Source organism: Bacteroides caecigallinarum (assembly GCF_021530995.1).
In the GTDB taxonomy this organism is placed as follows: Bacteria; Bacteroidota; Bacteroidia; order Bacteroidales; family Bacteroidaceae; genus Phocaeicola; species Phocaeicola faecigallinarum.
On the sequence record NZ_JADYTF010000079.1, the window covers coordinates 1 to 18,553 of the forward strand.

The following is an 18,553-nucleotide window of genomic DNA, read 5'->3' on the forward strand; positions in this document are numbered from 1 at the left end:
GTATAGTATGGTATTTATTAGTATCTTTGCAGTGGTTAAAAATCATTTTAAACAATAAAATATTAATCACTATGGTAATGAATTTCAAAGAAGGTCGTTGGAACCATGAAATCAATGTTACGGATTTTGTAAAGACTAACATCACTCCATACGAGGGTGACGCTTCATTTCTGGCAGGTCCAACAGAACGCACAAAGGCAGTTTGGAACAAATGTTTGGAAGCTTTGGCTGAAGAACGTGCTAACAACGGAGTACGCTCGCTTGATCCTTCGACAGTTTCTACCATCACATCATTCGCTCCAGGGTATATAGATAAGGATAACGAAGTGATTGTAGGTTTGCAGACAGACGAGGTTCTGCGCCGCGCAATCAAACCATTCGGAGGTATTAAGGTTGTAGAAAAAGCATGCCGTGAAAACGGTGTAGAAGTAGATCCAAAGGTTAAGGATATTTTCACTCACTATCGCAAGACTCACAACGACGGTGTATTCGATGCTTACACTGAAGAAATACGCTCATTCCGCTCACTGGGATTCCTTACTGGTTTGCCTGACAACTATGCACGCGGACGTATAATCGGTGACTACCGCCGTCTAGCACTTTACGGTATAGACCGTCTTATCGAAGCTAAACAGGATGATTTGCGTCATCTGACAGGTCCTATGACTGAAGCACGCATCCGTCAGCGCGAGGAAGTTGCAGAACAGATCAAGGCTCTCAAGGAAATCAAGATTATGGGCGAACAGTATGGTCTTGACCTCAGCCGTCCGGCTACTAACGCTCAGGAAGCTGTTCAGTGGGTATATATGGCATATCTTGCTGCTGTTAAGGAACAGGATGGTGCTGCGATGTCACTTGGTAACGTTTCATCTTTCCTTGATATTTATATAGAATATGACATGGCTCACGGTCTGCTTGACGAAATACATGCACAGGAATTGATTGACCAGTTCGTTATTAAGTTGCGTATGGTTCGTCACTTGCGTATGCAGGCTTACACTGATATCTTTGCCGGTGACCCAACTTGGGTAACTGAAGCTATCGGCGGACGCTTCAACGACGGACGTACTAAGGTTACTAAGACTTCGTTCCGTTTCTTGCAGACTCTTTACAACCTCGGTCCATCACCAGAACCAAACTTGACTGTTCTTTGGAGCCCTGAACTTCCAGAAGGATTCAAGAACTTCTGCGCTCAGGTTTCTATCGATACATCATCTATCCAGTACGAAAATGACGAACTGATGCGCGAAGTACGTAACTCTGACGACTACGGTATTGCATGTTGCGTTTCTTACCAGGATATAGGCCGTCACATCCAGTTCTTCGGTGCTCGTTGTAACCTTGCAAAAGCTCTTCTTCTTGCAATCAACGGTGGTAGATGTGAAAACACCGGTACACTGATGGTCAAGGACATTCCTGTATTGAGCGGCGACTTTCTTCAGTTTGAAGAAGTTCTTGCCAACTACAAGAAGGTATTGAAGGAAATGGCTCGTGTATACAACGAAGCTATGAACATCATACACTATATGCACGACAAGTATTATTACGAAAAGGCTCAGATGGCTTTCGTTGATACTGACCACGTGATAAATCTTGCATACGGTGTGGCAGGTATGTCAATCGCAGTTGACTCACTTTCAGCTATCAAATATGCTAAGGTTAAGGCTAAACGTAACGATATCGGCCTGACTGAAGGATTCGAAATCGAAGGTGAATTCCCATGCTTCGGTAACGATGATGACCGCGTAGACCACCTGGCTGTAGACTTGATTTACTACTTCGACGAAGAGTTGAAGAAACTTCCTATCTACAAGAACGCTAAGCCAACACTTTCTATCCTTACTATCACTTCGAACGTTATGTACGGTAAGAAGACTGGTGCTACTCCTGACGGTCGTGCCAAAGGTGTTGCTTTCGCTCCGGGTGCCAACCCAATGCACGGACGTGACAAAAACGGTGCAATTGCATCACTGAGCTCAGTAGCAAAACTTCGTTACCGCGACTCACAGGACGGTATCAGTAACACATTCTCTATCGTTCCTAAATCACTTGGTGTTGATATGGAAAACCGTATCGAGAATCTTGTGACAATGATGGACGGCTACTTTGTGAAAGGTGCACACCATCTGAACGTTAACGTTCTGAACCGTGAAATGCTGGAAGACGCTATGGAACATCCTGAAAAGTATCCACAGTTGACAATCCGTGTTTCTGGATATGCAGTTAACTTCATCAAACTGAGCCGCGAGCATCAGTTGGAAGTTATCTCACGCAGTTTCCACGAACGCATGTAATTGAATTGTAAAACTCGTCACTCCTGAATAAAGATTGGCGATGATACTATAGCTTTAAAGCAGAGGCTGCCAATCATCATGCAGTCTCTGCTATTTTTATTTTAAACTTAACCGTAGATTTTGTCTTGACATTTATACAAACTAAAGAAACTTGCCGCCAACGGACAAAGTCACGATAAATGTGCGAAGAATTAACCGGCAAAAAATTATAAAATCAAAATATGATAAGAGTACATTCATACGAATCGCTTGGCACTTACGACGGACCGGGAATCCGTCTGGTGGTTTTCCTGCAAGGCTGCAATTTCCGTTGCCTGTACTGTGCCAATCCTGACACTATAGATCCAAAAGGCGAAAGCAAGGAAACAGCTCCTGAAGAAATTCTGAAAATGGCTGTAAGCCAGAAACCTTTTTTCGGAAAGAAGGGAGGAATAACATTCAGCGGTGGAGAACCAACATTTCAGGCAAAAGCACTCGTACCACTATTCAGAATGCTGAAAGAAGCTGGAATACACATTTGCGTAGATACAAATGGTAGTATCTGGAACGAAGATGTAAAAGAGCTTCTCTCGCTAGCAGACTTAATTCTGCTTGATGTAAAGGAATTCAATTCCGTCAGACACAAGGCTCTGACAGAACGCAGCAACGAAAAGACTCTGAAAACCGCCGCATGGCTTGAAGAAAACGGCAAACCTTTCTGGCTGAGATATGTACTGGTTCAGGGGCACAGCGCATTTAAGGAGGACATGGAGGCATTAGGAGAGCATTTCAAGGATTACAAACAAATTGAAAGAGTGGAAATCCTACCTTATCATACACTAGGAGTGCATAAATACGAGGCTATGAATCTGGAATATAAGCTTAAAGGAGTAGAATGCAATACTCAGGAACAGCTTGAAGAAGCCAAAAATATATTCCAAAAATATTTCAAAACAGTTTATGTGAACTGATTTTTCTGAAAAAATATTTGTCTCTGATGCAGTAATATTGTTTATTCACCATTTAATAGGCAGAATAAATGAATTACAAACGAACAGCCACACACAACACATCAATAACACAAATTAAAGTGGACTCAGATAGGAACGAAAAAATAGTGAACAATCAATCATTTGTTTCCTATCAACAAGCAAAGCTTGACTATTAAAATGCGTGCACCCCGCGAATCACTTCGCAGGGTGCGCCCAACTAATAACTAACTTTTTTACTTTTGTGGTTTACGTAATTTCTATATGACTAACACTGCAAAGGTAATCACTCGAGCCATTTCAGGCAATACCTAAAAGTAGGTATTTTTCAACTCAGAGTTTCATCTTTACCTCGCTTATATCTACTAATTTATTCACTATAGCATATATAGTAAGTCCGGCAGCGGAATGTACCTGCAGTTTGCGTGTTATATTTCTTCTGTGAGTAATAACTGTGTGTACGGATATATAAAGTTTTTCTGCTATCTCCTTATTGGTCATACCCTTTACTACATATCCCAAGATTTCCTTCTCGCGCTGGCTCAAAGCATCCGGATCACCGTCTTCATCATCTCCTACATTGATCAGACCTGACAATTTTGCGGAAAGCGAGTCTACATCGTCAAACAGATTTATGCTCTCATCATAATCCTTAAGCATATTTGCATCAACAACCGTACATACCAACGACATGAATTTCACATCGTGCGCCTCGTATTGCCGCTTGATTTCCTCTACATTGAACCACCCGTCGAACATTGGGTTAACTATCAATATATCAGGTTTGTGCGATTCCATACACAGTTGCAATCCCTCCATTGAGGCTATCTCAAGGGTCTCCACATTATAATCAGGCAGATGTCTCAATACAGATATCAGACCTGTCCTTATTATCATTGAAGCCTCAGCAACTGCAATATTTATAACATCATGAGATTTCATTTTGCCTCCTTTTCCAATTTCTTTATTGCCGGTACAAACAGAAAGTCTTCTACCCTATTGTGCGATGCAAGATCTTCCTCGCAACTGAAGATATCGAACAAGGTTGCATTGAGCAAACGGTTGTTCCCTCCCGCAGGGAAATACTTGATAATTATATTCTTAAGTTCAGTGAGCTTAGTGTCTATATGTTCATGATGACTGGCAAACACACTGATATTGTAGCCCTGTGGATGTTCGCCACGCAGAAGCTGTTCCACGTATGTAAACACATTCTCATTCTCATGCTCCATGTGTTTCTTCACTTCGTCAACGTATGCGTCAAAAAAACGCAATATAAGGAACGTTACATCCTTCTCTTTCGAATCACCTATAGCATCAATGAGTTTTCGCCTGATTGTGGGCAATTGAAAATCAAGAAAATAAGAGTGAGCTTCCCTCAAATAATTCATCAGTGAAGTAATAGATATTCCTTCCAGATGATCTTCCATCCTATTACTGTCCTCAATAAGGAAGTTTACCACAGTCAGGAATGTGTTACAGTCCACATTATTCAGTTCACAAACCTCACGAACATTCTTATCTCCAAACCCGAGAGAAATACCAAATCGACTCAGAACCTGAAGAAGAGCGTAGTTTTCGCAAATCAGGTCACTCATTTTATCCGTCGGTTTGTAGATTCTGGTTCTATACATATTCAAAACATTGTTCATAGTTCTAATTCCGGTTGCAAAATAATATATAAAAATCAGAGCTGTCAATACCTACTTTTAGGTATATTTCATCTTTACAAAGATGAGGAAAATAGACGAAAAAATCTAATTTCATACATTAATTTTCCAAATTCTGACTGAATGTCCTATCTTTGCATATATCAAAAAAAATACGAAACAGAATGTCCGACAGCAAATACATTTCAATAAAAGGTGCTAGAGTAAACAACCTTAAAAATATTGACGTAGATATACCGCGCAACAAACTGGTGGTAATAACCGGTCTGTCCGGCTCCGGAAAATCTTCATTGGCATTCGACACTCTTTATGCCGAAGGGCAGCGAAGATATGTGGAAAGCCTTTCCTCGTATGCACGCCAGTTCCTAGGAAGAATGGGAAAGCCGGAATGTGATTTCATAAAAGGCATTCCACCTGCTATAGCCATTGAGCAGAAAGTGGTGAGCCGGAATCCACGATCTACCGTAGGTACTTCAACCGAAATATACGAATATCTGCGCCTATTGTTTGCCAGGGTTGGAAAGACATATTCTCCTGTCAGCGGCGAACTTGTAAAGAAGGACAGCCCTGAAGACATTGTCAACTGCATGCTCTCCTATCCTAAAGGCACAAGATACACAGTCCTCACTCTACTGCTTCCACGCGACGGACGTACTCATCAGGAGCAACTTGACATGGACCTGAAACAGGGCTTTACACGTCTGGAGGTAGATGGCGAGATAGTCAGGATAGAAGATTACAAATACGACGAAAGCGACAAGGTATATCTTCTGATAGACCGTATGAGCTGTAGCGACGACAAAGACTCTATAAGCCGACTGACAGATTCAGCCGAGACAGCCATGTACGAAGGTGACGGCAAATGTATGCTGCGTTTCTACCTGTCCGATGGAGAGACAAGGCTTCACTGCTTCAGTACAAAATTCGAGGCAGACGGTATTAAATTCGAAGAACCGACAGACCAGATGTTTTCTTTCAATTCCCCAATCGGAGCATGTCCGACATGCGAAGGATTCGGAAAGATTATAGGCATAGACGAACATCTGGTAATACCAAACAGAGCCCTTAGTGTCTATGATGGCGCCGTGATGTGCTGGCGAGGAGAAAAGATGGGTGAATGGCTTCAGGAATTCCTGCGCGAAGCGCCAAAACACAACTTCCCGATTTTCACACCATATTACGAACTTACAGAGGAACAGAAAGACTATCTCTGGCATGGTCCGCGAGAAAAAACCTGTATAGATACATTCTTCAAAATGCTGGAAGAAAACCAGTATAAGATACAATATAGGGTGATGCTGGCACGCTATAGGGGCAAAACCACTTGTCCGACGTGTAAGGGCGGCAGACTGAAAAAGGAAGCCACATACGTGAAAGTAGGTGGGAAAAACATCTGTCAGCTGGTTGACATGCCTATATCAGAACTGAAGGAGTTTTTCCGTACACTTCAGCTTAACGAGCACGACACTCTTGTAGCGCAGAGACTTCTTAATGAGATAAACAGCCGTCTGAATTTCCTTATGGACGTAGGTTTGGGATATCTCACCCTTAACCGTCTGAGTAACACCCTTTCAGGTGGTGAAAGTCAGCGTATCAATCTTGCTACATCGCTTGGAAGCAGTCTTGTCGGCTCATTATATATACTTGACGAACCAAGCATAGGGCTTCACAGCCGCGATACCGATAAACTGATAAAGGTATTGCGACAACTCCAACAGCTTGGCAACACAGTTGTTGTGGTAGAACATGATGAGGAGATAATACGTGCTGCAGACTATATTATAGATATAGGTCCGAAAGCCGGACGTCTGGGTGGTGAAGTGGTATATCATGGTGATATGAAAGATCTGCAGAAAGGCAGTAACAGCTACACTGTGAAATATCTGTTGGGCGAAGAGACTATCCCTCTTCCACTAAGCCACCGTTCATGGAACAACTATATAGAAATTAAAGGTGCAAGAGAGAACAATCTGAAAGGTATCGATGTCAAGTTTCCGCTTAATGTAATGACGGTAGTTACCGGAGTTAGCGGTTCCGGAAAGAGTACCCTCGTACGTGACGTGTTCTATAAGGCGCTTAAGCGCGAATATAACGAGGCCAGTGAGAGACCGGGCGAATTCGTATCTCTGGAAGGAGATATAAAAATGATAAATGACATTGAGTTTGTCGACCAAAATCCTATCGGAAAATCATCACGCAGTAATCCTGTGACATACGTCAAGGCATACGATGAGATAAGAAAACTTTTTGCCGAACAGCCCCTATCCAAGCAGATGGGATATACAGCCGGTTATTTCTCTTTCAACACCGAAGGTGGACGTTGCGAAGAATGTAAGGGCGAAGGCACAGTGACGGTAGAAATGCAGTTCATGGCCGACCTCGTTCTGGAATGTGAGTCATGCCACGGAAAGCGTTTCAAGAGTGATGTACTTGAAGTAAAATTCGAAGGAAAAAATATTTACGACATACTTGAGATGACCGTTAATCAGGCCATAGAATTCTTTACAGAACACAACCAAAAGAAGATTGTAAAGAAACTGCAACCGCTACAGGAAGTAGGATTAGGATACATCAAACTCGGACAGTCATCGTCTACACTTTCAGGAGGTGAAAACCAAAGAGTAAAACTGGCATACTTCCTCAGCGTGGAAAGATCGCAGCCAACAATATTTGTGTTCGACGAACCGACTACTGGTCTGCATTTCCACGACATAAAAAAACTGCTTGAGGCTTTCGATTCTCTGATAGCAAGAGGTCATACGATAGTGATAATCGAACACAACATGGACGTGATAAAATGTGCGGACTATGTTATAGACCTCGGTCCTGAAGGTGGCGACAAAGGAGGAAATCTAGTTATAGCAGGAACACCTGAAGAAGTGGCCAAATGCGGTGCGTCATACACAGGACAATTCCTTGCCGAGAAAATGAATTGAAAAAACAGTACCGACTAAAAAAAAATCATATAGGTTGTGTGACTACTTTATTATGTCGCACAACCTTATTTTTTGTCTGAGGTAACAAAATAATGCTAAATGAAACATATACGCAAGAATTTGTTACATATAGAATATATATTCTCAAACAATAAAACTATATTTGCACTTGTTACAACATATAAGTATACATAATCTTAAACATGAAAAAGCATAAAGACATTAACCATTATGAATTTTAAAATCTTATTACAGGCAGGCATCTTCTGTGCATTAGCATCGTCGTGCACACAAGAAAACAAATTTCCTTATCAAGACCCGTCATTATCTCCCGAAGAAAGAGCTGAAGACTTATTGAAAAGACTCACACTTGAAGAAAAGGCTCTTCTGATGCAAAATGAATCACCGGCAATAGAAAGACTTGGCATAAAAGCATACGATTGGTGGAATGAAGCTCTTCACGGAGTGGCAAGAGCCGGTTTGGCTACAGTATACCCACAGGCAATAGGTATGGCTGCATCATTCAACGACGAACTTCTATACGATGTCTTTACATCTGTTTCGGATGAGGCAAGAGCTAAATCGACTGAATTCAGCAAGACGGGTGGATTAAAAAGATATCAGGGACTGACAATGTGGACTCCTAACGTAAACATATTCAGAGACCCTCGTTGGGGAAGAGGACAGGAAACGTACGGTGAGGATCCATACTTGACATCAAGAATGGGAGTTGCTGTAGTTAAAGGACTTCAAGGCCCGGACGACAGCAAATACGATAAACTGCATGCCTGTGCAAAACATTATGCAGTACATTCAGGACCTGAGTGGAACAGACACAGCTATAATGCCGAAAACATTTCTCCTAGAGATTTGTGGGAAACATACCTTCCTGCATTCAAAGAGCTTGTACAGGAAGCTGATGTAAAAGAAGTGATGTGTGCATATAACCGTTACGAAGGCGAACCTTGCTGTGGCAGCAACAGACTTCTCACCCAGATTCTGCGAGATGAATGGGGATTCGACGGCATCGTAGTTTCAGACTGTTGGGCTATCAACGACTTTTGGACAAAAGGAAATCATGAAACACATCCTGACAAGAATCATGCCATTGCCGATGCCGTATCGAATGGTACTGATTTGGAATGCGGTCCAAACTACTCTTCTCTTCCAGAAGCAGTAAAGGCAGGGCTTATAACAGAAGAACGCATAGACAAGTCACTCAAAAGACTTCTGAAAGCCAGATTCGAATTAGGAGAAATGGACGAAGAAACTCCATGGAGCAAAATCCCATACTCAGTAGTCGATTCTAAAGAACACAGAGAACTTGCACTCAAGATGGCAAGAGAATCAATGGTGCTTTTACAGAACAGAAATAATATTCTTCCGCTGAAAGGCAATGAGAAAATCGCTCTTGTTGGACCTAATGCCAACGATTCTACAATGCAATGGGGTAACTATAATGGATACCCTTCACACACCGTAACATTACTGGAAGGATTAAAGAATTCTGTCAATCCTGAAAATCTGATATACGAACAGGGATGCGACAGAACTATAAATACATATCTGAACAGCACTTTCAGCCAATGCAGCAGCGATGGTAAACCAGGTTTTAAAGCAACATACTGGAATAATACAGAAATGAAAGGCGAACCGGCAACAGTTACGCACGTAAGCACACCGTTCCATTTCATCACTACCGGAGGTACTACTTTTGCATCAGGAGTAAACATCCAGAACTTCTCTGCCAAATACGAAAGTGTATTAAAACCTGAGAAAGATACAGATATGGACTTCTGTTTCACCGCTCACGCACAGATTAAACTTTACATAAACGGTGAAAAGGTAGGAGAAGGAAGATTTATCAAAAACAACGAAAGTCTTTATACTCTTAAAGCCAAGGCTGGAAAAGAATATAATATAGCTATAGAATACATTTTCAATAGTGATGACCGCGCCGCATCACTTGACTTCGATATGGGATATTATGTTCCTGTAAACTTACAGAAGAGTATAGACAAGATAAAAGACGCTGATATTGTAATATTTGCCGGAGGTATATCTCCATCACTTGAAGGCGAAGAAATGTCTGTCAAGATTCCAGGATTCAAAGGTGGCGACAGAACAAACATCGAACTACCTGATATACAAAGAGAGTTTATCAAAAAACTGAAAGATGCTGGTAAAAAAATAGTATACGTAAACTTCTCCGGTTCGGCTATGGGACTTGTGCCAGAGTCTCAAAACTGCGATGCAATCATCCAGGCTTGGTATCCTGGACAAGCAGGTGGTCAAGCTGTAGCAGACGTAATCACGGGTAAATACAACCCTGCAGGAAAACTTCCTGTTACTTTCTATAAAAATGTAGAACAGTTGCCTGACTTTGAGGACTATTCAATGAAAGGACGTACATACAGATATATGACAGAGAAACCTCTCTTCTGTTTCGGCCATGGATTGAGCTACACTACATTTGAATATGGGAATGCCACAGTAAGCAGCAATACTCTCAATGAGGATGACGAAATCAAACTCACAATACCTGTCAAGAACACTGGTAAGATGAATGGTGAAGAAGTAGTACAGGTATATCTGAAATACAACAATGATAAAGAAGGACCATCCCACGCACTGAGAGGCTTCAAGAGAGTGGAAATAGAAAAAGGAGAAACTGAAAAAGTAGAAATCACTCTTGAAAAAGAAGACTTCGAATGGTTTGATACTCAAAACAACACTATGAGAACTCTTGAAGGAGAATACACTGTATACTATGGTGGTACATCTGATATGAGTAAACTGAAAAAACTCACTGTAGAGGTGAAATAAGTAATATTTCTTGCATTCAACAAAAAAGAGTTGTACTTTTGAATTCAAAGAATACAACTCCAGACATGAATACAGAAATAATAAGTACATTATACAAACAAGTTACCGGTCAGCAGCACGATAATATCGAGTTGCTGACCGGTTCCGGTTCCAACCGTCAGTATTTTCGTATGACAGGAATCCGCAGTCTGATAGCCGTACGCGGAGAATCAATTGCAGAAAACCGTGCCTTCATATATATGGCACGCCATTTCCAAAGCAAAGGTATACCTGTTCCTAAAGTTCTGGCCGTTTCTGACAACGAAAGCTGCTACATACAAGAGGATCTTGGTGATACTCTCCTATTCAATGCCATTGCAAATGGAAGAACTACAGGGACATTCAGCAATTATGAAAAAGAACTCGTACGCAAAAGTATAGCCCTTCTACCATCTGTCCAGTTCAAAGGAGTAGAGGGTATGGACTTCAATATCTGTTACCCATTATCGGATTTCAATCGGCGCACAGTAATGTGGGATTTGAACTATTTCAAGTACTGTTTCCTTAAAGCCACAGGCATCAGTTTCAATGAGAGCACTTTAGAAGACGATTTTGAGGCTATGACAGATATTCTGCTCAAAGCATCATCAGACACATTCATGTACCGTGACTTCCAGAGCCGAAATGTTATAATCAAGGACGAAGAACCTTATTTAATTGATTTTCAAGGAGGACGCAAAGGTCCTATCTATTACGATGTAGCATCATTCCTATGGCAGGCTAAAGCCAACTTCAACAATGATTTAAGAGAAGAAATGATTGACACATATATCAGTGAGGCAAGCAAGTTCAAGAATATCAATCCTGAGGAGTTCAGAAAGACATTACACCACTTCGTTATTTTCCGTACTATGCAGGTACTCGGTGCATACGGTTTCCGCGGATTGTTCGAACGCAAAGCCCACTTCATTGAGAGTATTCCATACGCTTTAAACAATCTTCAAACACTGTTTAAACACCATTTAAACGAATATCCATACCTTAGCAAACTGCTTATACAGCTTTCTGAAATGGATATAAACGATATAACAACATTAGAACGATGAATACAGACAAACAACTTACAGTAAAAGTGATGAGTTTCTCCTATCGCAAAGGTATTCCAGAAGATACATCCGGCAACGGAGGAGGATATGTTTTTGACTGCCGATATGTACATAACCCCGGAAGATATGACGAATACAAACCTATGACAGGACTTGACAAACCGGTCATAGACTTCCTTGAGAACGATGGCGAGATAACAGAATTCCTTACTCACGTATATGCACTTGCAGATGCACACGTAAAGCGATATCTTGAAAGAGGTTTTACCAGCCTGATGATATGTTTTGGCTGTACAGGCGGACAGCACCGTTCCGTCTATTCGGCACAGCATACGGCAGAACATATTCACAACAAATTCGGAGTAAGAGTGGAACTCCTTCACCGTGAACAGAATATAGAACAAATCTTCGAAGCTAATAATACAGAAGTATGAGAGCGATGATTTTCGCAGCCGGTTTGGGTACAAGACTCAAACCACTGACAGACACAATGCCCAAGGCCCTGGTACCTGTGGCAGGCAAACCGATGCTTGAACATGTCATCATGAAACTGAAATCATCCGGTTTTGATGACATCATTATAAATATCCATCATTTCGGAGAACAGATAATAGACTTCCTCCATGCCAACAATAACTTCGGAGTGAATATCCATTTAAGTGATGAAAGGGAAATGCTTCTCGATACCGGTGGAGGAATAAAACGTGCCTTTGAACTATTCCCTACTGACGAGCCTGTACTGATACATAATGTAGATATACTGTCGGATGTAGACTTAAACGCATTATATGATTTCCATATCCGTTCCGGCAATGATGCCACTCTTATGGTTAGCGAAAGAAAAACATCACGCTATCTTATATTCAATAAAAAAGACAGACTCTGCGGATGGATAAACAAAAACAGCGGTGAAACAAAACCGAAAGGTTTCATTTATAACTCTTCGGAATATTCAGAATATGCTTTCAGCGGAATACATGTAGTTTCACCATCAATAATGAAATATATGGATGAGAACTACACCGGTAAATTTCCTATAATGGACTTCTATTTGGGGAGATGTAATGAAGCACACTTCGGAGCATGCATAAAACCGGAAATAAAGCTGATAGATATAGGGAAACCTGAAACATTGGAGAAAGCGAATGAATTTATAAGTATGTTATAATATTAAAGGCGGTCCGCAAGAACCGCCTTTAATATTATATATTATCAATCCCAAAGTTTAAGTCTGTTTTCGCGCGCCTCATCAAGCGAAACCACATTTACTTTCTTTTCCTGATGAACATCTGTAAGAGCCTTATAATCATCGTAAAGTTCCTTTACAAACACTTCTTTCTGTTCAGGATTGAGCAATTTTGCCGCAACGGGAGCATTCTGCGAAGCATCCTTAAGATGAACTACAGGAGCATGATATGCAGGAACAATCTTCAATGCAGTATGCAGTTTGGATGTAGTAGCACCTCCCACTATGACAGGTATATCAAGTCCGGCACGCTCCATTTCCGAAACGGTATGTACCATCTCGTCAAGCGAAGGAGTAATCAATCCGCTCAATCCTACAATGTCAACCTTCTCACGTATGGCAGTCTCTATAATCTTTTCAGCAGGTACCATAACTCCAAGGTCTATAATTTCAAAGTTATTGCACGCCATTACCACACCAACAATATTCTTTCCGATGTCGTGCACATCACCTTTCACTGTAGCCAGAAGGACTTTTCCCGCACTTGCAGCACCATCCTTCTTTTCCGCCTCAATATATGGCTGGAGCACAGCAACAGCCTTTTTCATCGTACGGGCAGTCTTGACTACCTGCGGAAGGAACATCTTACCGGAACCGAACAACTCGCCAACGTGATTCATACCATCCATCAACGGACCTTCGATAATACTCACAGCATTAGGATATTTGCCAAGAGCCTCGTTCAAGTCATCTTCAAGGAAATCACCAACACCTTTCACCAGTGCGTATTTCAGTCTTTCCTCTACTGTAGCCCCTTCTCTCCATGCAATCTTGGACGAAGAAGCCTGCTCCTCGGTCTGTCCTTCTTTCTCAGCCTTCAGACGTTCAGCTGTCTCTATCAGTCTTTCTGCTGCATCCGGACGACGATTAAGCACCACATCCTCTATCCTTTCAAGCACATCTGCCGGAATATCTGTATACAGGACTGATGCTCCTGGATTTACTATACCCATATCCATACCCTGCTGGATGGCATGATAAAGGAATACGGCATGCATAGCCTCTCGGATATAATTATTACCGCGGAAAGAGAAAGAAAGATTGCTCACTCCACCGCTGATATGCGCTCCCGGAAGATTTTTCTTTATCCACCCAGTGGCACGTATGAAATCTACAGCATAATTATTATGCTCCTCGATACCAGTTGCCACAGCCAGCACATTTGGGTCGAATATTATGTCGTGTGGATTAAAGCCTACCACCTCTGTAAGGATACGGTATGCACGTTCGCACACTGAGATTTTTCGCTCGTATGTATCTGCCTGTCCCTGTTCGTCGAATGCCATAACTATGACAGCCGCACCGAAAGCCTTAATGGTACGTGCATGCTCAATAAACACCTCTTCTCCCTCTTTCAGAGATATGGAGTTTACCACACATTTACCCTGCACACATTTCAGACCGGCAAGAATAACATCCCATTTCGAAGAGTCAATCATCACAGGCACACGTGCTATCTCCGGTTCCGACGCCATTAGGTTAAGGAAAGTAGTCATCTCTGATGTTGCATCCAGCAGACCATCATCCATATTTACGTCTATAACCAAAGCTCCGTCTTCCACCTGCTTACGTGCTATGGAAAGAGCCTCATCGTATTTCTTTTCATTTATCAATCGTAAAAACTTTCTTGAACCGGCAACATTACATCTTTCGCCTACATTAACGAATCTTACTTCAGGAGTAAGCTCCATAAGTTCAAGACCGGAGAGCCACATACATTCTGTACGTGCAACCGGTTTATGAGGCACAGCATCCTTTATCAGCTCCTGATATTTAGCTATATATTCTTCTGTAGTACCACAACATCCACCGATAATGTTTACCAATCCCTCATCGATATATTCTTTTACCTCTTCTGCCATCTGTTCCGGAGTCTGGTCATACTGACCCAGACTGTTTGGCAATCCGGCATTAGGATATGCGCTTATATAATAAGGTGCACGAGCTGCCAATGATTCCAGGAACGGCTTAAGTTGTTTCGCTCCGAACGAACAGTTTAGTCCTACAGAAAGTATGTCAGCATGCTGTACTGATGCAAGGAAAGCATCAAGAGTCTGACCGGACAGAGTTCTGCCGGCTATATCGGAAACTGTTACTGAAAGCATTAGAGGAACTTTTCTGCCAGTTTTCTGCATAGATTTCTCTGCAGCCATGATTGCAGCCTTTGCATTCAGTGTATCGAAAATGGTTTCAATAAGAATCTCATCCACGCCACCTTCTATCAAGGCTTCCATCTGAATGCAGTATGCAGAACATAATTCATCGAATGTCAGTGCACGATATGCAGGATTGTTCACGTCCGGACTCATAGAACATGTCTTGTTGGTTGGTCCCACAGAGCCAGCCACAAACCTTGGTTTATCAGGGTTTAGGGCTGTAAACTCATCTGCTACCTTTCTTGCTATGCGTGCAGCCGCAAAATTTATTTCACGGCAAAGATTTTCTGCATGATAATCGGTCATTGAGACAGGAGTGGCATTGAAACTGTTGGTTTCAATTATGTCCGCCCCTGCCTGAAGATATTTTCTGTGTATTTCCTCTATAACATCAGGGCGTGTAAGACAAAGCAAGTCATTATTCCCTTTCTGCTGTCCCGGAAGTTCCTTGAAACGCTCTCCACGGAAATCATCCTCTGCCAGTCCATATCGTTGTATCATCGTACCCATAGCTCCGTCCAGAACCAGAATACGCTCGCTTAATAATTGTTGTATTGATTTTGTAAGCATATATTATGTTTATCTCTTAAACATACGGTCCATCATTCTCTTGTCGTCTTTCTCTTTAAGCGTTTCGCGCTTGTCGTATTGTTTCTTACCTTTTGCAAGTGCTATAACCACCTTTGCAAGTCCGCGTTCATTTATAAACATACGTGTAGGAACAATGGTAAATCCAGTTTCCTGTATTCCACGCTGCAACTTACGAAGTTCTTTCTTGTTGAGCAAAAGTTTACGGTCGCGTCGCGCCAGATGATTGTTATACGAGCCATAGAAATATTCGGCTATGTGCATATTCTTCACCCATAATTCCCCTTTCGAGAAGAAACAGAAAGTATCCACAAGACTCGCCTTTCCCTGTCTGATGGACTTTATTTCTGTTCCGGTGAGCACTATTCCGGCTGTATATGTATCTATAAATTCGTAATCAAACGACGCACGCTTATTCTTTATATTAATATTATTGTTTGTCTGATTTTTCATATCTACTCTTTCTTTATCCATCTACACCCACTTAATCAACGAAGAGTGACAGACAGTTTATTAAACACCAACTCGATAATCGAAGGACACAACAGGATTATTATTGTTGCAACCAGCGTAAAAAGTGTTACTTTATCCTCCCTAATCTTAAGAAATCTCCTGGTACCCTCAAATACCACAAAAAGCGTATATATCTGAAGTATCACAAGCAGAAGTTTCAACGAAAGCAGACTGCTAAGCATATCCAGTACAAACTTAACAGTCATGGAATATGCCACAAATACGGTTATCATGTCTTTGGACAATGTTGTTGCGAACCATTTCTGCAACATCTTTTCTATCAGATATGAAGACAGGAAAAAGCCTCCGAACAATGCGACTGCCACTGCACAGCAATGTGTCAGTGCCAATTGAAACACGTCAGGTATAAACTCTTTTCCAAAAAATGTTCCAATAAATTCGCAGACTCCGCATAATCCTATCAGAGGATAAACAAAAGCCGGCAAAACTGCTTTTGCATCATTTTCTGATGCTATTTGCTCCCAAGCCTTTGCAGGCGATGAAAGTATAAACAATGTCCTTGATAACAAATCTTTGTAATTCAATGTTCCTAAGTTTTAAGTTTCTAATCCTTTGATATTCCTTACTAATACCTTAATCTTTTTTATCGTCAGCAAAAAAAGATTTGAACCGCAAATTTATAAAAAAAGAACGAAAATATTCCGTTTGTTTGTCTGATTTTTCATAATAATAGTGACAAAACAAAACGGGCCTTAAACACTTATTCATTTCGTGTTTAAAACCCGTATAATCAGTATGAGAAAATTAAAAAAAATTATAAGCTAGAATTATTATTAAAATAAGTATCAATAATAGACTTATATTCTATCTCGATATTACTGTCATCTGCCTTATCACCTGCTTCTATAGAGCTGGAGTTCTGTTTGAACTTGATAAGTATTTTCTCAGGAACACTTCCTTGCAAAAGATAATTCAAATCAAAATGACGTGTCTCTGTACCTTTAGCTTTTCTATCCTCATTATTTTCTGCATCTGCTACCATATGAGTTAAAAACAAAACCATTGTGTCATCTGTCACATCTTCATCTTCTTCTGCAGTAGCCTTTGTCAAATAAAAATCATGTTTACCTAACTCCTCAGTCAAATCATCTTGATCATTTGAACTCTCATAGTAATATGTCAAATTAATAAAGATATTGGTTTTATCATAAAATTTTACAGATTCAGAAACAGCAAACATTGCAGCGTTTGCTTCCATAGCTCCATAACCAGGTTCTATCTCATTTATTGGCAACAAATACTGTATCTCAGCATCAATAGTTTTATTATTTTCATTAATTACTGTAGTTCTGGTATCATATTTATATGTTACCCATGCATAAGTAGAATTTATATCTGAAGTAAACATACTTGAATTTGTAGGCTCTACAGAATAACCTGCTGAACTTTCAAAGGTATAACCAATACCCATATACCCTCTTTCCACTTTCATTATTTCTGTAACTGTATTATACGGATCAGGCTCACCCAAACAAGAACTCAATCCCAACACTGCCATAAATGCGGTAAGCAAAACCGCGAACTTTGTTTTCTTCATAAATATCTATTTTCTTTTTAAAATTAATAAACTATACAGTAAATGCACTATAAATGTAAATACTGCATGAAAAACAAAAAAAATTATTCTATTTCTGCAAAATCTTCCAAATGATTGTCCACATACTCTGCAATTGTTGCAGTCACCATCTCTTCCATATCCATGAACTGTTCTTCCAAATCGTCGAAAACCTCATACTGTTCGTACATAGCCATAAACTCTTCGTCAGTACATTCCTTTTGCAAATCAGCCTTGTTTGCATCATAGATGGCTTTTGCATCATAAATCAGTTTGGCAAAATCCTTGGCACCAAACATACGCATAGCTTTTGCAAAAGGATTTTCGAATATATACGGACCGTAACCATTCTGAATCAACTGTACGAAACCTCCCTCGAGAACTTCCTCACGAAAGATATGATATCCCAACAAAGAATGCTGGAAACCATTAAGCAACGGCATAGTCTCAGCGTTAATCTCACCTCCGGTAACTTCAATATATTTATCTGTAAAAACTTTGAGAAAAGCATCCATTCCTTCCTCTGCACCCTTACGCAATTCTGCGTCGGACACTGTTATTTTCTTTATTTCCATAACTTATGTTTATATTTCTACAAAGGAAATATTTTTTCGCCAAACATACAATATTTATGTAATTTAAGTTTAGTCTAGCAGACTTTAACTTAGTTGACCGCCGGTTCAGTTAGCCAGTGA

12 protein-coding genes and 1 pseudogene are annotated in these 18,553 nt (G+C 40.8%); 6 read left to right on the forward strand and 7 right to left on the reverse strand.

The genetic code is table 11. The features are described 5' to 3' along the window. Window positions 1–71 precede the first annotated feature (71 nt). Window positions 72–2,294 (forward strand): formate C-acetyltransferase, encoded by a 2,223-nt coding sequence (gene pflB, locus I6E24_RS10935; protein WP_235328579.1) that lies wholly within the window; start codon window positions 72–74, stop codon window positions 2,292–2,294. Window positions 2,295–2,515: 221 nt separating this feature from the next. Further along, window positions 2,516–3,244, forward strand: coding sequence for a pyruvate formate-lyase-activating protein (gene pflA / locus I6E24_RS10940; RefSeq protein WP_235328580.1), 729 nt, complete (start codon window positions 2,516–2,518; stop codon window positions 3,242–3,244). A 351-nt stretch (window positions 3,245–3,595) separates the two neighbouring features. Here the strand turns inward: pflA and I6E24_RS10945 are convergent, their stop codons facing one another. Both I6E24_RS10945 and I6E24_RS10950 read right to left on the reverse strand, forming a co-directional pair. Continuing rightward, entirely contained in the window at window positions 3,596–4,204 is a 609-nt protein-coding gene (locus I6E24_RS10945) for a response regulator transcription factor (RefSeq protein ID WP_235328581.1), read from the reverse strand. Further along, on the reverse strand, window positions 4,201–4,896 hold the full coding sequence (locus I6E24_RS10950; RefSeq protein ID WP_235328582.1) for a hemerythrin domain-containing protein: 696 nt from the start codon (window positions 4,894–4,896) through the stop codon (window positions 4,201–4,203). Before I6E24_RS10950 ends, I6E24_RS10945 begins: the two co-directional genes overlap by 4 nt. 200 nt (window positions 4,897–5,096) lie before the next feature. Here I6E24_RS10950 and uvrA point away from each other — a divergent pair, with 200 nt between their 5' ends. From uvrA to I6E24_RS10970, 4 genes and pseudogenes are all read left to right on the forward strand, one after another. Then, window positions 5,097–7,868, forward strand: coding sequence for an excinuclease ABC subunit UvrA (uvrA, locus tag I6E24_RS10955; RefSeq protein ID WP_235328583.1), 2,772 nt, complete (start codon window positions 5,097–5,099; stop codon window positions 7,866–7,868). A gap of 231 nt (window positions 7,869–8,099) precedes the next feature. Beyond that, window positions 8,100–10,694 (forward strand): xylan 1,4-beta-xylosidase, encoded by a 2,595-nt coding sequence (gene xyl3A, locus I6E24_RS10960; protein ID WP_235328584.1) that lies wholly within the window; start codon window positions 8,100–8,102, stop codon window positions 10,692–10,694. Between the two features lie 65 nt (window positions 10,695–10,759). After that, window positions 10,760–12,213, forward strand: a pseudogene (locus I6E24_RS10965) (RapZ C-terminal domain-containing protein). After that, a complete protein-coding gene (locus tag I6E24_RS10970) occupies window positions 12,210–12,947 on the forward strand; it encodes a nucleotidyltransferase family protein (protein WP_235328585.1) in 738 nt (245 codons plus the stop codon). The pseudogene I6E24_RS10965 and the gene I6E24_RS10970 overlap by 4 nt, the downstream one beginning before the upstream one ends. A gap of 44 nt (window positions 12,948–12,991) precedes the next feature. Here I6E24_RS10970 and metH read toward each other — a convergent pair whose 3' ends face one another. The 5 genes from metH to I6E24_RS10995 form a co-directional block, all read right to left on the reverse strand. Next, window positions 12,992–15,751: a methionine synthase gene (gene metH / locus I6E24_RS10975; RefSeq protein WP_235328586.1), complete on the reverse strand. Its 2,760-nt coding sequence runs from the start codon at window positions 15,749–15,751 to the stop codon at window positions 12,992–12,994. A 9-nt stretch (window positions 15,752–15,760) separates the two neighbouring features. After that, entirely contained in the window at window positions 15,761–16,222 is a 462-nt protein-coding gene (gene smpB, locus I6E24_RS10980; RefSeq protein WP_235328590.1) for an SsrA-binding protein SmpB, read from the reverse strand. 35 nt (window positions 16,223–16,257) lie between these two features. Then, on the reverse strand, window positions 16,258–16,827 hold the full coding sequence (locus I6E24_RS10985; RefSeq protein WP_235328587.1) for a YIP1 family protein: 570 nt from the start codon (window positions 16,825–16,827) through the stop codon (window positions 16,258–16,260). Window positions 16,828–17,057: 230 nt separating this feature from the next. Beyond that, complete coding sequence (locus tag I6E24_RS10990) at window positions 17,058–17,840, reverse strand: hypothetical protein (RefSeq protein WP_235328588.1); 783 nt, start codon at window positions 17,838–17,840, stop codon at window positions 17,058–17,060. Between the two features lie 83 nt (window positions 17,841–17,923). Next, complete coding sequence (locus I6E24_RS10995) at window positions 17,924–18,433, reverse strand: DMP19 family protein (protein WP_235328589.1); 510 nt, start codon at window positions 18,431–18,433, stop codon at window positions 17,924–17,926. Window positions 18,434–18,553 lie beyond the last annotated feature (120 nt).